Genomic DNA, 14158 nt, shown 5'->3' on the forward strand with positions numbered 1-14158 from the left:
ATCTCCTCTTAATTTGTAATCTGAATGATTTGCATAGCTGCGTTCCAGTCGACCCCTAGGCCTAAGGACTCGGAAATGAATCTTAATGGCACATAGGTCCTACCATCTAGCAGCAAGGATGGTCCATCTATCACGACAGGCTGTCCATCTATGTAAGCCGTAACTTGATTAATAGAGCTTGTAATGGTTGTATATTCCGTGCTCACCGTGACTGTAAAGCTCTCCGGATCCCAATCTACCGCCGCTCCAAACGATTCCGAAACGGATCTAATAGGTAAATAGGCTTGTCCATTTATTATAACAGGCGGAGCGGCAAATTTGATAGAAATATTGGAAGAAAGCACGTTTTCTGCCGAAAGAGGTTGAATCGTGACAGGCACCTTAGCAAGGTCAGCAGATGCAGGGATAGAAGTTATACTCGCCAAGCTATCGGCTACTGCTGCAAGTTCCTGCAGCTCCTCTGGTGCGTACTTCAACTTTTCCTGCTGTTGAAGCTCATCCAGCAGCTTCTCTACCTGCTGTTCCAGCTTCGCTTGTACAGCCTCGTTTGATGGCAGCTCCGCCAGCAAAGCCTGTACCGCGTCCAGCTTCGCGAACAGCGCGGCCTTCTGCGTCGACAGCTTCGCTGCGTCGACGGCCTCGATCGAGCGGGTCCGCGTCGCCACCCGCTCCGTGTCCTGCTGCGCCTGCGCTGCGCTCAGCGCAGCCTGCAGTTTCTGCTTCGCTGCTTCGAGCGAAGCCAGACCCGCGGATGCACCTACTTGCGCATCCGCGAGCTGCGCCTGCGTCGCGAGAAGCTGCTGCAGCATGGCTGCAGCGGCTTCCGGCTCGCCGGCGGCGAGGGCTTGCTCCAGCTTCTGCTGCTGGAGCGCTGCTTCGGAGGCCAGCTGATCCTCGCTGGCCTGGCCATCAGTGGCGGGGGTGCCGTCGCCGCCATTGCCTGTAGAGCCATCGCCTGGCTCAGCCGGCGATGTTTCTTCGGACAGCGCTGCGATCAGCGCGTCTGGGTTGTTCACGAGCGCCATCTGCGAGAGCGCGGCTTTGGTGTCGCCTTTGAGCAGCGCCTCCAGCATGCCGAGCTGGGCCTGCGCGTCCTTGATTTGCACAGCGAGATCTGCGATTTCGCTGAGCTTCATGGCGGCAACAGCGGCAGTTTTGGCCGCTTCTAGTTTCTCTATGTCTTGTTTTAGCGTATCTATCTTCCCTTGAAGCTGCTCAGGTGTCTCAAGGGAAGCAATCGTGCCCGGCTCCTTGATTTCAACGGTCACCTTGATCGCATCCACAGCTTTTTGAGAAAGAACGGCAGAGCTTGGTGGATCTGTTAGTGCACTTGGATCTAGAACATCATCCATACCTATCCAAGGAGCTCCTGGCGCATCCGATTGATACACCATCCCTTGTCCCGATGACGCCATTGTAGCGGTAGCCGCATTAAAAGCCTCAGGTGTCAACGCTTCTAACTTCACTTTGTACGAGCCTATAATGACCGTTCCTAAGCCTTCGTCCTCACCGTCAGAGTCTTCACCCTGTCCGGCATTCTCGGCGTTGTCATCTGTTCCGCTGTCATCACCTTCACCGTTCCCCGTGCCTGTCTGCCCATTTGTAGAGCCATCTCCACCGTCAGGACCATTGACGCCACCCGTACCTGTATTTCCTTTGCCACCATTAGTTCCATTAGTTCCGTTAGTTCCTGTGTTTCCGTTGTTTCCGGTACTGCCACCGCTTCCAGCTTGTCCGTCCGTCCCCGTACTTCCATCCGCACCAGCACTCCCGCTTGCGTCTCCCGAAGTAGCGCCGTTCTCAGCGCTAGCTGCAACTAATTGCCCTGTACTTCCTTTTCCGTCAAGCGGCAGCGTCTGAATGACTTTCCCTTTGTTATAGAGCACGACCTTAAGCTGATCAATTTGACTGAATTTTAGCGTTAAATTCCGCAACGACTTATTGATCTTCGTCCGCTTCCCAACGCGTTTACCGGCTGTGGTAAAGATGGCGTAGTCCGTTGCGCCCAGTTTCTTGCTTACATTTATGCTGAAATCGCTAAGCAACTGTCCAACCGCAGGTTTCAGCTTCCAAGTACCCAATGGCGCTTTCGGTTTCTGCGGTTTCATCGGCGACAAGCCATCATCGAGATCACGATACGGCAAAATCCCTTCTCGAAGCGTACGATTCACCGCTCCACCTGTTCCAAGATCGAGCTTGCCAAGTGCTAATTTATAGGCAATTTGCGCCGCCACAATTTGTTGATCCGCCTGATCAACTGCATCTTTATAGGTTTGAAGCTCCTCTGATTTCATCAAGCTGAGCTTCAGCTTTTGGTTCGCCTTCGCTAAATTGGAAACCGCATTATCCTTATCACGCAATGCTTGCGCATAAGCTTCTTCCGCTCCCTTAGCCTCCAAGAAAGATTGCCTTACAGCTGCAATTACAGCATTTCGGCTTTCTTTTTCCTGCAGCTGAGCCTTGTTCTGCTCCATGGTTGCAAGTGGTAAAGCATTCGTCAGGTCATCCAAATAGCGCAGTCCATCAAATTCACCTTGCAGCAGTGACTTCGGAATGGGAATGAACCCGAGCAGCATAAAAAAGCCCTGCCAATCCTCTTTCACTCGCCCAAGTGTTTCATCATAGCTTGCTTGAAAAAGCTCCATATCGATTTCTTGCTCTTTAAATAACCCATCCATCACCCTCATGCGGGCCGGGCCGAATTTATTGCTGTATAAATTACGAGTCGTGTTCAACTTTTCGTCCGCCAAACGACGAGTCTCCGTATCTCTTAACAGGCTTAATGTTGTCTTTTGTCCCATCGCTAGATAAGTAGGAAGCATTTTCTCATTCAAGTCCGCATAATCCGGCTGAAACGAAAGCTCCACTTTATTTTCCATATCGAGCTGCAGTAATTTACCTAGTGCCAAACGACTGGACTTGGCTGTCAATTGCGCTTGTTTATAGTCTGATGCCGCCTTCTCTAGCGCTTTGTCCACTTTGTCCTGTTCCGCAGCATCTGCGAGACCGAATTTCCGCTTCTTTAATACCGTTTCGACGGAAGTTTTCGCTTCCTCGACTTTCTTGCGAGAACGCTCCTCAGCCACCGCATCTTGATAGGCAGTTAAATAGCTTTTCTCAATCTCATATCGAGCTGAATCCCCTTGCTGCCGCAAAGTTTCCTGGGCCAAATACAACTGTGATCTGGCATCTGGCACCTTCATTCGTGTACCAATATCCTGGCTTAAATTATGTGGCCTGGCGAATAATCCAGCAGCTTTGGCTTCCTCATTGTTAACCGTATGCTGCGCTTGTTCCAGCTCAATTCTTTTCTTCAGGACATCCGTTCTGGCATCGCGCAGCTGAGGACTCTTCTGGAGCCCTTGTTTAATCGCATCCTGCATGGTCAAAACCTTCACCCCAGCAGCTTCCACCCGCACACTTGCCGTCAGGATTGAGGATGTCGCAAGTATGCCTACGAGCCCTATTTTCACCATATTCAGACCATTCAGAACAAACCCCTCCGCTCACGTACTTCTCTCTCTTTATAGTACAATATCTCTACCACTCTCGCATCCATTCTTTGGAGAAAAATAGCGAAATCTAGCGAATATAGGATTAGATTGCCGCATATAACCTTTTCTAGTAGTATAAAAGAAAGATGAAAGCATATTTTGCCGAATTATTGCACGGGAAATAATTTCAAGGAAGGGGCTTGTATCATGGGGAATATCGTATGCGGCGGTGCGATGCTGCAATGCACGTTCGGCGCTGCACCCAGCTCGTTAATGGTACTTCCTGCCAATATGGTCATGACAGCGATGCCAATTGCCAACATTATGGATAATAAGCCCATGGTGAATATACTGCCGTTTGGCATGTGCAATTCCCCATCCAATCCGATGGTGGCAGCGGCAACCGCTGCGGCTTTTGGCGTTTTGACCCCCATGCCCTGCATCCCTGTCACAGCAGCCCCTTGGGCACCCGGAGCCCCAACTGTCCTTGTTGCGAATATGCCCGCGCTTAACAATAGCTCCAAATGCATGTGTAACTGGGGCGGTGTTATTTCCGTTCAACAGCCTGGTCAGATGACGATTCAGGTCCCATAAATTCTTCTTTTTTACAATTGAAATAAGGAGTGAGAGCATTGGAGCCGATTAAATCGATTGAGAAAGTGCTAAAGCCTATCGTAGCACCTTTCATCGGACATATTATGAAAGCCATCCTGACTGTTGGAAGGCTGCCTAAGCTAGCTATTATTAAATTTCAACAAATGATGCGAATCATGTTGCAAACGCGTGAATCCTCTTTAAAAAACTACGTTTTGATCGGCTCCTACTACATCTCCAAAAGACTGCTTATTTTTATCCTACTATTCCTGCTCGTTCTTGCTTACTTCATCTTCATACGCCCGCCTGCGATCGTGAACAAGTGGCTTAACCGTGTCCCCGTACTTCAGGAAAACTCTCCTAAACTGGGCAGCTTTTCGGGGAGTGGGAAAATTGTTGCTGATCCCAAAAAAGACAAAAAAGAAGCTCGCTATGTTGGCGATCTGGTAGATGGTCTTTATTCTGGCAAAGGTAAGCTCTACCATGACAACGGCGTCCTCGCGTACGAGGGTGATTATGAAAAAGGTCTGAAAAATGGGAACGGTGCACTCTATGATGAGCAAGGACACCTGATCTATAAAGGCGCCTTCACGGCCGATGTCTACAATGGGGCTGGTACGCTGTACGATGAGAAGCAGCGAGTCATCTATATCGGAGAGTTTCAAAATGGCAAATTCGGCGGGGCTGGCAAATTGTTTGTACCCAGCGGTGACCTGCTCTATGAAGGAGCCTTCAATGGCGGCATGTATAATGGCGCTGGCAAGCTCTTCTCCTCGGGAGGCATCACCCAGTATGAAGGAGAATTCTCCGCAAGTTTGTATAATGGGGCTGGCAAGCTTTTTGATGCGAAGGGCATTCTCTTGTATGAAGGCGGCTTCAAAAATGGCAGTTACTCAGGCGAAGGCACGGAGTTCTACCCTAGCGGCATGATGAAGTATAAAGGTCAATTTCTTGTAGGCTTGTATAACGGCGAGGGCACCTCTTTTGATGAAAAAGGCGTACCGCGCCTCAAAGGCGCGTTCCAGAGCGGCGCCCTGACCGGCTCCGGGGAAGCGTATGACGAGTTAGGCAAACTCGTCTACAAAGGGGATTTCAAGGCGAGCGTCTATGACGGCCTTGGCACTTTGTTTGACGCAGACGGCGCGCCGCTGCTGCGGAGCTTCTGGGCAGGCGGCGCAGTCAGCCTGCAGGACTTCATCGGTTTGTCCAGCAAGAAAGTCGAAGACTTGCTGGGCAAACCGGCGGAAGTGACGCTGCAGGATGACAGCGTCATGCTCGCGGGCCAGGAGGCGGCGGTCGAAGACGCCTCCGATGTTGCTTCGCCGCCTGCCGATGCGGCAGGCGCGGGGGCTGCCCCAGCAGCAGCTAACGTGAAGCTGCTGCTAAGCTACCCGGCCTACCAGCTGTCGCTGCTGGTAGAGCCGTCGAAAACCAACCCGAAGGAAGCGGTGGTTACGTCGCTTAGCATCTGGGGCTCGAAGCCGCTTGCGCTGTTACAGTCAAGCATCGAGACGTTCAAGAAGCTGAACGAGCCGAACGATGCTGGCTACAGCGTGATGGAACTGGAAGTTGGCGCAGGTGCTGGCGCGTATAAGAACAGTTACTTTAAGGGTGATTACGTGTTCACCTTCACCCATTTCAATAGAACCAAAGAAGCTCACCTGTTGCAGGTGAGCTCGACTAAATAACCCGCTGTGCACTCGAGTTAGTCGGTTTCATCGTCTAACTCCACTACTATTGCCACTGGCGTGCTCGAGTTAGTCGGTTTCATCGACTAATTCCACTACAATTGCCACCGGCGCACTGGAGTTAGTCGGTTTCATCGACTAACTCCACTACTATTGCCACTGGCGCGCTCGAGTTAGTCGGTTTCATCGACTAACTACACTACTATTGCCACTGGTGCTCAAGTTAGTCGGTTTCATCGACTAACTCCACTACTATTGCCACTGGCGCGCTCGAGTTAGTCGGTTTCATCGACTAACTACACTACTATTGCCACTGGTGCTCAAGTTAGTCGGTTTCATCGACTAACTTTGTGGTACAATACAAAAATAATCCACAAAATAAAAGCCTCTAGCCATGTTTTCCGTGGCTGAGGCTTTTTCATTACTATCCTATTAACCCTCACGAAAATCTTGCAGGATCCTGCTCGCTTCATTGCGGTCCTCGACTTGCAGCTTATTCAAAATCATTGAAACGTAGTTGGCAACGGTTTTGGCACTGATATTTAGACGTGCGCCGATCTGGGCATTGGTGTGACCTTCAGCAATCCGCTCCAGAATCTCCATTTCACGCTTGGACAGTTCAGATAGTGCCGGATGTTCCGAGGGATTGAGTGTTCTCGGTTCCGAGAAGAAATGCATCATGCGTGCCGCAATATCGGAGCTGAACACAGCGCCGCCATTGCCAACTATGCGGACAGACTGAAGCAACTCGATTTCGTCAGCGTCTTTAAGCACATAACCTTTTGCTCCAACGCGCATAGCGGTAAAAACCGATTGGTCGTCACGGAACATGGTGAGAATTAGCACATGGATGTGCGGATATTTCTCTTTGACTAACCGGGTCGCTTCAATCCCATTGAGCCCTGGCATTCGAATGTCCATTAATATCAAATCAGGCTGACATTGTTCCACAAGCCTCAAAACTTCATCTCCAGACGCCGCTTCTCCCACGACGATCAAATCTTCCGTGGTTTGAAGCAAATTTCGGACACCGCTTCGAAATATTGGATGATCATCTGCAATCATTATTTTCATCGTCTGTCATTCTCCTCTACACCGATTTAAACTACGTTCAAGACAAGGGAATGACCGCCAAAACCCTGGTCCCTCCGCCTGCAGGCCGGTCAATGTTGCAGTGCCCCCCCAATTCAGCCGCCCTTTCCCGCATGGAAACCAACCCAATCCCGCTCTTCCCCTCAGCAACTGGATGAACGGGCAATGGAGCAAAGTCTGCTCCATTATCTCTAATTTCCACCTGTAGCTGACCGGTTTCGGACAATTCCAGCCTTACCGTACAGGAGGTAGCATTGGTGTGTTTCACGACATTAACTAAAGCTTCCGTGGCAATTCGATACACCGCTACTTCAACAGCAGCTGGAAGTACAGGCAGCGGCCCAGGTGCATACAATTGAATGTCCAGCACCTCAGCGCCCTTCTCCCCGGCAAGCATTACCGCAGGCTTGGACAGGAGGGTAATCCGTTCCTGTATAGCCCCGATTAGCCCAAGCTCATCCAGTGTTGGGGGACGCAGGTCATGAACCAGCGTGCGAATTTCCTCCACCGTTGAGCGAATGACTTTGCGCAAGTCTCCCAGCATTTCAATCGCTACTTTAGGCTGTTTCTCGACATAAATCTGAGCAGTCGCCGCATTCAGCGCAAGGGCAGCCAGCTTGGGTGCCAAATCATCATGCAAATTATTACGAATGTACAGGCGCTCTTCTTCTCGCGCTAGCACCAGCTTTTCCCTTGACTCCTGGAGGTCCTGTGCCAGCAGCTTCATCCCCTGCGTCATATGCCAATTCTCCACAATTGGGCCAGCTTGCCTGAGGAGAACATCCAAAAATTTGTTATCTTCCGCCGTAAATCCTTCCCCCGCTGATCGGCTAGCAATGTGCAGGGTTCCCATTTCTTTCCCGCGATGAATAATCGGCAGGACATGTTGTTCATAAAGCAGGCTGCCAGCTGCAGCCACTAATGTCGTCTGTCCGCCTATCCCCGTATAGATTGCCGTATAGGGAATTCGCAGCGCATCCTTCACCGTTCTTACAACGGCATGCAGCATGGCATCAGGATCCTGAGGTTGAATCAACTGATTGCCTAGCTCAAGCAGCACCGCGTAAGGATCGTCGTGGCGGCCCTTCATAAGCCGATTTATTTGCCGCTGCAACCATTCTTTCAGAGGTGCGAAAGCTGCCGCCACAATCGCGGTTGCCAGCAACGAAGCGACATAATGATCCCGAGTTTGAAATACTCGGCTTAAATAAAAAACAATCACTGTATAAATAAGCACGATGCAAACTGATAAAGATCCATACACCAGGGTCCGTTTGACTAACGGATCAATGTTCCACAGTCTTTGCCGCAGCACGGCGAACATTAATGTAATGGGAATAGCCGTAAGGGAGGCATTTAATACGCCGTTCAAATATACATACGTCATTGCTGTTCCATCATTCAGACTAGGATCAAACAACGCACTCATACCAATGAATCCAATAATACCAATGGAAGCTCCATAAACAACCCATTTCGTCTGTTGCCGCTCGGCGGCAGTAGCCCTATTTCGAAACCGATATACTTGGGAATAGATCAGAATTAGGGTGGATGAGCCATACCAGAGAAGCTGGAATATGGCCGGGATATGAAACTTTTCCCACATCTCCCCTTCATAAACGAGCGTCATCACATCCACAATCATAATCAGCACAAAAACGAAACGCGACCAGTTGGGCACAAATTTGCCATTTGGAAATAGTAAGAGAAATAAGGATAAGGAAACCCAACTTAGCATGGAGATACCTAAGAACCAATAATGGGCAAAACCAGTTCCTTCGGATGCCGCCATGACTAACGACGGAAACGTTGATCCGAAAGACACCATTGCGACGACTGCTACCAACCCCATCGGTTCACGGAATCCTTTCCAAAGCACGATCGCCGATGTCATATAAAAAACGAATGTAAACAAAACATCAATGAGTACGAATAACAGTCCAAATTGCTCCAAGCTAAACCCATTTGCCGGCAAAGGCATGGCAGGAACGAGATTACCGCAGCCTTGTAGGATACATTTCCCTACCAGTACTTTGTAGTACTGTGGAATCAAACTTACATATAACGCAGCTGTCAGTAGACTGAAGCTGAGTACAAAAAGCTGTGCAAACCGCATCGACCACACTACTTGCCGATTGTTAACAACTTTCGAAGTACCTGCTTTGCTCAGATGTAACATCTTCATACACCGCCATTCTTTCTTCATTAATCTTTGCCTGTATGTATTATAGCTTGCTGGAACGTTAGCTGAATATGGATATTAAGTAATTTCCCGACTCGGACCGTCGATTCCCAAATCGCACCCGCAAATATCCCAAAAACCAGGAACACAATGCTCTATTCTCCATGATTTCCCTTCCAGTAATCTAAACATATGAGCAACACACTTAACCAATTGGAGGATGAGTAAAAATGACAGAGCAAAAAGTTATCAAATGGCTAGGCATGATTTGTATTTTAGCAGGAATTGCAAGAATGGGGATGACCCCTGCCTCGCTAATTTGGGGAACGGATAGCACACAAGAATTGACGACAGGCTTAATTGCTTGCATTCTCATGTCCGTCGGATCCATCGCTTTTTACCAAGTACAATCCCGTGAAACAGGGGTCACCGGTTTCATCACAATCCTCGCTATCATCATTGGAAATATACTAACAACAGCGATGTTGTGGTCCCAATTTGCTGCTGGCGGCGCAGATGCGGTCCAACCGGAAGGGTTACTGGTTAACATTTCACGAATGTTCGGTATGATTGGTTTCCTTGGAGGTACTTTGGTGTTCATGATCCTAACTTTCTTGGCAAAAGTTTTCCCTCGTTGGGTACCTGCACTCATGCTGATTATGATTCTCGCAATGTTTTTGCCGATTGCCGATAATAAATATTTTGCTTTATTCTGGGGATTGTCGTACGTAGGCATGGGGTACTGCATCTGGGTTAAAAAATTGACGAACGCTTCGTCACCAGCCTCACTACTCACTTATAATCGCGATGAAATGATTTCTGGGTAAATAGTGTACAAAAAACCGTCTCAACCTCAGAGGTTAAGACGGTTTCTACTCTTTATAGATCGTTTATCCTGGTATCCCATCAAGCTGCGAGCCTTACCACCCTATCGACAACCCAGTGTCAGATCCCAATTAGGTCACACTAACGGACCTGACAGCCTCTATCTCCTGAAATTCAGGGAATTTCAATTGCTAACGGACACACGGAGCGTTATTTACTGTTTTGTGCCCTCATGTAGCGCTGATAAACACTAATAACGGAGTCCGTTAGAATTTGATTTCCGTGCTATGCAGTCAAATAGCGACTCCCGTGTCCGTTAACAGGGGTGCCCCGAACTTCTCGTATTTTTTCTGATATAACGAGATGATAACCAAGTGCAAACCCACTTTTTACACTTTTAGCCTACTCCCCAACCTTTTGCTCAACTGCTTCATCACCTAACTCAATTGCGAATAACGCAATATCCTCCTTGGTTATAGGAGTGACGAGCGCAAGTTCCTTTTCAAGTGCCGTTTTAATCTGCTCTCGAGCCTCTTGCGTTCGACCAAGTTGCTGTAGCGTTCGCGCATAGAAATAATAGGACTCCGCGTGCTTAGGCGTTTTGGCAATCACCTTCGTATACATCTCATCTGCCTCATTCAGACGACCGAGCATATAGTAGTTTTGCGCTAAGTTATCCATAATGGTGATATCGTTGTCATTGTAGGCGTAAGCCTCGAGATTATAGGCTAGTGCTTCTTCCAAGTCTCCCTGCAAAATTTGAAAATAACCATAATTCCCATAAACCAGCGTGTTCTTAACCTCGTTTGCTAGTTCCTGCAACATGCTCAAAGCCTCATCCCGCTTGTCCTTCAACCAGTACACCGTGGCCACATTGAGCTTCGCTTGTATACGAATATCTGAAGCTTTTGCTGATTGCAGGACCTCTTCGAACATTTGCTCCGCCTTGGTAAGATCACCTGTCTTCATTAACAGGTAGCCATATCCAATCTGATGCTTCGGTAGAAAGGCTTTCGAGACATACGCTTTTTCCATCCAAATCAACGCTTGCTCACGATCACCCTTCATATAGGCCAGATTACCCCTCTGAGCGTACATAGCAGATCGGTTCACATAAACAAAATAACCTAGGATCACCAAGATTGCAGCTACCCCAATTAACCAGTTAACCTGAAACGCCATAACAATTAAGACAATTACAACGATAAGCTTAAGAATACTTTTGAGGATAGGCGGCATGCATACTTCTCTCCTTTACAAACTCTAGTAAGTTGTAAACATTGTACCAAAAAAGTAGATACTTCTCCTAACCAAAAAAAAGACCGAATGACCACCTGTTGTTCAGATGGCTTCGGCCTCTTTGAAACCCTATGGCAGAGCTAATTTCCCCAAGATCGTCGGTCTTTCTGCTCCCGTCGCCGCAGGAACGTTGTTCGGCTCTCCTTGGATGAATGCATTGCCAAGCAAGGCAAACAGAATCGCTTCCTTCGCATCGCAGGATATGCCCAGCTCATCTGATGTAAGAATGGTCTGGTCTGGCAGCAGTTCACCAAGCATGCGAAGCAGCGTGCGATTATGCGCACCGCCTCCACTCACGATCACTTCCGCAATGCTACACTGTGGCAAAATGTATGCCTGGTACCCGCGAGCAATCGTATGTGCGGTAAAAGCTGTCGCTGTCGCCACGATATCCTCGTGCGAAAGCCCCTGCTCCAGTGCAGAAACCAACCATGCCGAGGCATAGGCTTTCCCGAACATTTCACGTCCCGTTGTCTTCGGAGGCGGTTCTTGGAAATAGGGATGTGCGAGCATGTCCGCTAGCAATCCGTTATGTACCTTGCCTTTGGCAGCCCAGTCGCCACTGGCATCGTATGAAAGCTTCCCTTTGGATAGCTCATACACAACCTGATCCATCACCATATTCCCCGGGCCGGTATCAAAAGCAATCATACCGCCATCCGCACTAGCGGCTGGCAGTGCTGTGCAGTTGCCAATTCCGCCTATGTTTTGAAGGATTCGGCCTTTATTCGCATCTCTGAACATGAGATCGTCGCCATAAGGAACCAGCGGCGCACCTTGCCCGCCAACAGCTATATCGGCTGTCCTGAAATCGCCGACGACGGGTTTGCCTGTTCGTTTGGCAATCACGGACAGATCCCCAATTTGTAACGTTGATTTTGGAAGAAAACGGTCCGCTTCATCCGCTACTGGGATGTGCCAGATCGTCTGCCCATGCGTCGAAATCAGATCGATGTCGTCCATACTTATGTTTGCTGCTTGCGCCGTTTGGATTACAGCATCTGCGAACCGCTCTGCTATGGCGAAGTTCATGCCACACACTTGCGCAACATCGGAATGTTCGATCGTGCATAATCGCTTCAGCTTTTCTCGCATCTCGTCATCGAATGGCAGACTCTCAAAGTGAAGCAGCTTGATGCTTGTTTCTATACCACGGCCCCCTATGTGGACAATGGCGACATCAATGCCATCCAGGGAGGTGCCTGACATTAGTCCCGCTATAGTTAGGGAAGTTTTATTCAGAAGTGTACGCAACACGAGAACTCATCTCCATTCTATCTTTTAGCCTAAGCATAAACTATTGCCCCATTATTCTACAAAATACTACAATGTTCTATCAAAATATTGTTCGTAAAGAATTCGTCATCATGATCAATCGTATGTTTGGACGTGGGATGCTCCAGAATGCCAACGAACAGCTATGGAGTGATGTACCTGTAACCAACTTCTCAACAACGGATCGTCATTGAGCCTCCCAAACGGGAGGCTCATTCTCATATACACCACAACTATTGGATTTGAGAAAGTATGAGATTGTGCAGCCTTGGTCGAATCTGCAAAATGTGTTCCGTTCGCCCGAAATGAACCCGGTTGGTAAGAAAAATGATTTGTAGATCCTGCTCAGGCTCGAACAACAGGCTCGTCCCTGTAAAACCCGTATGTCCGAATGATTGCTCGGAGACATAGTCACCGCCAAACAAGAAGTTTCTCGGATTTCTAAGCAACCAACCCAACCCTCGAAACTCTTGGTCATACGGTGTAAAGTTACGGGATGACAGCTCGATGGCTGCCCTGGAAATAACTCTTCGTCCCTTGAAGACGCCCTTCTGCCGGATCATTTCAGCATAATTCGCTACATCGTGAACCGTCGAAAATAACCCCGCATGACCGCTTACACCGTGCATGAGCTCCGCTTTTTCATCGTGAACAATGCCTGCCTTGTACGCTTGACGCTGTTCCGAAAACTCGGTAACCGCATAACGTGTTTCCGCGAAGGTTGGACAAAACCCCGTTTCCGTCATCTCCAACGGTTCAAATATCTCCCGTTTGAGATAGGTGTCGAAGGCTTCACCAGTCACAGATTCAATGATCAGATAGAGCAATATTAAGCCAATATCACTATACACAACCTTGGTTCCGGGGGGATGAAGCGGCCGTTCGTTTAAGATCAGATCAACCAGCTCATCTCGAGATAGATGCATAAGTCCTCTCATGCCCGGGATATCTGCCCTAAGCCCAGAGGAATGTGTAAGCAGATGTTCAATCCGGATGGGCTCTTCCTGAGAGAAGAGAAATTGCGGTAAAAACCTCCCAATCGGATCAGCCAAAGTAAGTTTCCCTTGGTCCATCAGTTGAAGCACCGCCGGCAGCGTTGCAACCACTTTGGTCAAGGAAGCCAAATCAAAAACCGTATCCACGCTCATCGGCGCAGCTTCCGGATACATTACTCGGCTCCCATAGGCTTGCTTCACTACTTCCTTTCCTCTTTGAGCAATATAAAGGACCGCACCAGGTAGATGTCCTGCGGCAATTTCTTGTTCGATGAAGTTGCTTATCTTAGCGATATCCCAATTGGACATACCGGCTGATCTCCTTTCGCTTTGCTTTGAACCCGCACGGGAGTTAGTCGAAATATTCGACTATCTCTCTCCAAAAGTCCATCCTGCGCTCCCGTAAGTCGAAAAAATCGACTTATAGATCTCTAAAGGCCTATCTGCCCGAGTTAGTCGGTTTCACACGAAATACTCGACTTCCAGACCTCCACTAGCCTAATAGTCCGAATTTTCCAAATTAATCTATTGACTGTACCCTTTAAATCTCAATTAGTCCTAAATAACTCAATTAAATCAACCAAATCAAGTCCCTCGAAAGGTAAAAGGCTATATATGGACCTCTGTCAAGAAAGTAGACACCTATTAAGAGAATTAACTAACTTCTTTGTAGTAGTTTTCTTCATATTGAACTGGTGAAAGGTAACCTAAAGA

General features: G+C 48.6%; 10 protein-coding genes. 4 read left to right on the forward strand and 6 right to left on the reverse strand.

Features of this window, described 5'->3' with window-relative positions; genetic code table 11:
- Positions 1-8 precede the first annotated feature (8 nt).
- Positions 9-3476: a stalk domain-containing protein gene (locus tag L6I86_RS34090; protein ID WP_236293250.1), complete on the reverse strand. Its 3468-nt coding sequence runs from the start codon at positions 3474-3476 to the stop codon at positions 9-11.
- 225 nt (positions 3477-3701) lie between these two features.
- On the opposite strand from L6I86_RS34090, the gene L6I86_RS34095 reads away from it, so the two are divergent.
- Together L6I86_RS34095 and L6I86_RS34100 are read left to right on the forward strand one after the other, a co-directional pair.
- Positions 3702-4088 (forward strand): DUF4280 domain-containing protein, encoded by a 387-nt coding sequence (locus L6I86_RS34095; RefSeq protein ID WP_056617835.1) that lies wholly within the window; start codon positions 3702-3704, stop codon positions 4086-4088.
- Positions 4089-4126: 38 nt separating this feature from the next.
- Positions 4127-5776 (forward strand): MORN repeat-containing protein, encoded by a 1650-nt coding sequence (locus tag L6I86_RS34100; RefSeq protein WP_236293251.1) that lies wholly within the window; start codon positions 4127-4129, stop codon positions 5774-5776.
- A gap of 432 nt (positions 5777-6208) precedes the next feature.
- On the opposite strand, the gene L6I86_RS34105 is transcribed toward L6I86_RS34100, so the two are convergent.
- Positions 6209-6850, reverse strand: coding sequence for a response regulator transcription factor (locus tag L6I86_RS34105; protein ID WP_056617830.1), 642 nt, complete (start codon positions 6848-6850; stop codon positions 6209-6211).
- 37 nt (positions 6851-6887) lie between these two features.
- Positions 6888-9053: a GAF domain-containing sensor histidine kinase gene (locus tag L6I86_RS34110; protein WP_236293252.1), complete on the reverse strand. Its 2166-nt coding sequence runs from the start codon at positions 9051-9053 to the stop codon at positions 6888-6890.
- 227 nt (positions 9054-9280) lie between these two features.
- Here L6I86_RS34110 and L6I86_RS34115 point away from each other — a divergent pair, with 227 nt between their 5' ends.
- Positions 9281-9877: a hypothetical protein gene (locus tag L6I86_RS34115; RefSeq protein WP_236293253.1), complete on the forward strand. Its 597-nt coding sequence runs from the start codon at positions 9281-9283 to the stop codon at positions 9875-9877.
- A 400-nt stretch (positions 9878-10277) separates the two neighbouring features.
- Here L6I86_RS34115 and L6I86_RS34120 read toward each other — a convergent pair whose 3' ends face one another.
- Entirely contained in the window at positions 10278-11114 is an 837-nt protein-coding gene (locus tag L6I86_RS34120) for a tetratricopeptide repeat protein (protein WP_236293254.1), read from the reverse strand.
- 129 nt (positions 11115-11243) lie between these two features.
- Positions 11244-12431 carry an anhydro-N-acetylmuramic acid kinase gene (locus tag L6I86_RS34125; RefSeq protein WP_276574931.1) on the reverse strand — a complete coding sequence of 396 codons (1188 nt, stop codon included), beginning with the start codon at positions 12429-12431 and terminating at the stop codon, positions 11244-11246.
- A 71-nt stretch (positions 12432-12502) separates the two neighbouring features.
- On the opposite strand from L6I86_RS34125, the gene L6I86_RS34130 reads away from it, so the two are divergent.
- Positions 12503-12643, forward strand: a complete 141-nt coding sequence (locus tag L6I86_RS34130; RefSeq protein WP_236293255.1) for a hypothetical protein — start codon at positions 12503-12505, stop codon at positions 12641-12643.
- A gap of 39 nt (positions 12644-12682) precedes the next feature.
- Here L6I86_RS34130 and L6I86_RS34135 read toward each other — a convergent pair whose 3' ends face one another.
- Positions 12683-13753 carry a serine hydrolase domain-containing protein gene (locus tag L6I86_RS34135; RefSeq protein WP_236293256.1) on the reverse strand — a complete coding sequence of 357 codons (1071 nt, stop codon included), beginning with the start codon at positions 13751-13753 and terminating at the stop codon, positions 12683-12685.
- Positions 13754-14158: the final 405 nt, after the last annotated feature.

The sequence above is a fragment of the Paenibacillus allorhizoplanae genome (assembly GCF_927798215.1).
GTDB classification, from domain to species: Bacteria; Bacillota; Bacilli; order Paenibacillales; family NBRC-103111; genus Paenibacillus_E; species Paenibacillus_E allorhizoplanae.

Excerpts from the sequence above, each read along its gene's own strand:
- L6I86_RS34105 (WP_056617830.1), bottom strand. The coding sequence starts at position 6,850 with ATGAAAATAATGATTGCAGATGATCATCCAATATTTCGAAGCGGTGTC.
- L6I86_RS34115 (WP_236293253.1), top strand. The coding sequence starts at position 9,281 with ATGACAGAGCAAAAAGTTATCAAATGGCTAGGCATGATTTGTATTTTA.
- L6I86_RS34120 (WP_236293254.1), bottom strand. The coding sequence starts at position 11,114 with ATGCCGCCTATCCTCAAAAGTATTCTTAAGCTTATCGTTGTAATTGTC.
- L6I86_RS34090 (WP_236293250.1), bottom strand. The coding sequence starts at position 3,476 with ATGGTGAAAATAGGGCTCGTAGGCATACTTGCGACATCCTCAATCCTG.
- L6I86_RS34130 (WP_236293255.1), top strand. The coding sequence starts at position 12,503 with ATGTTCTATCAAAATATTGTTCGTAAAGAATTCGTCATCATGATCAAT.
- L6I86_RS34095 (WP_056617835.1), top strand. The coding sequence starts at position 3,702 with ATGGGGAATATCGTATGCGGCGGTGCGATGCTGCAATGCACGTTCGGC.
- L6I86_RS34110 (WP_236293252.1), bottom strand. The coding sequence starts at position 9,053 with ATGAAGATGTTACATCTGAGCAAAGCAGGTACTTCGAAAGTTGTTAAC.
- L6I86_RS34135 (WP_236293256.1), bottom strand. The coding sequence starts at position 13,753 with ATGTCCAATTGGGATATCGCTAAGATAAGCAACTTCATCGAACAAGAA.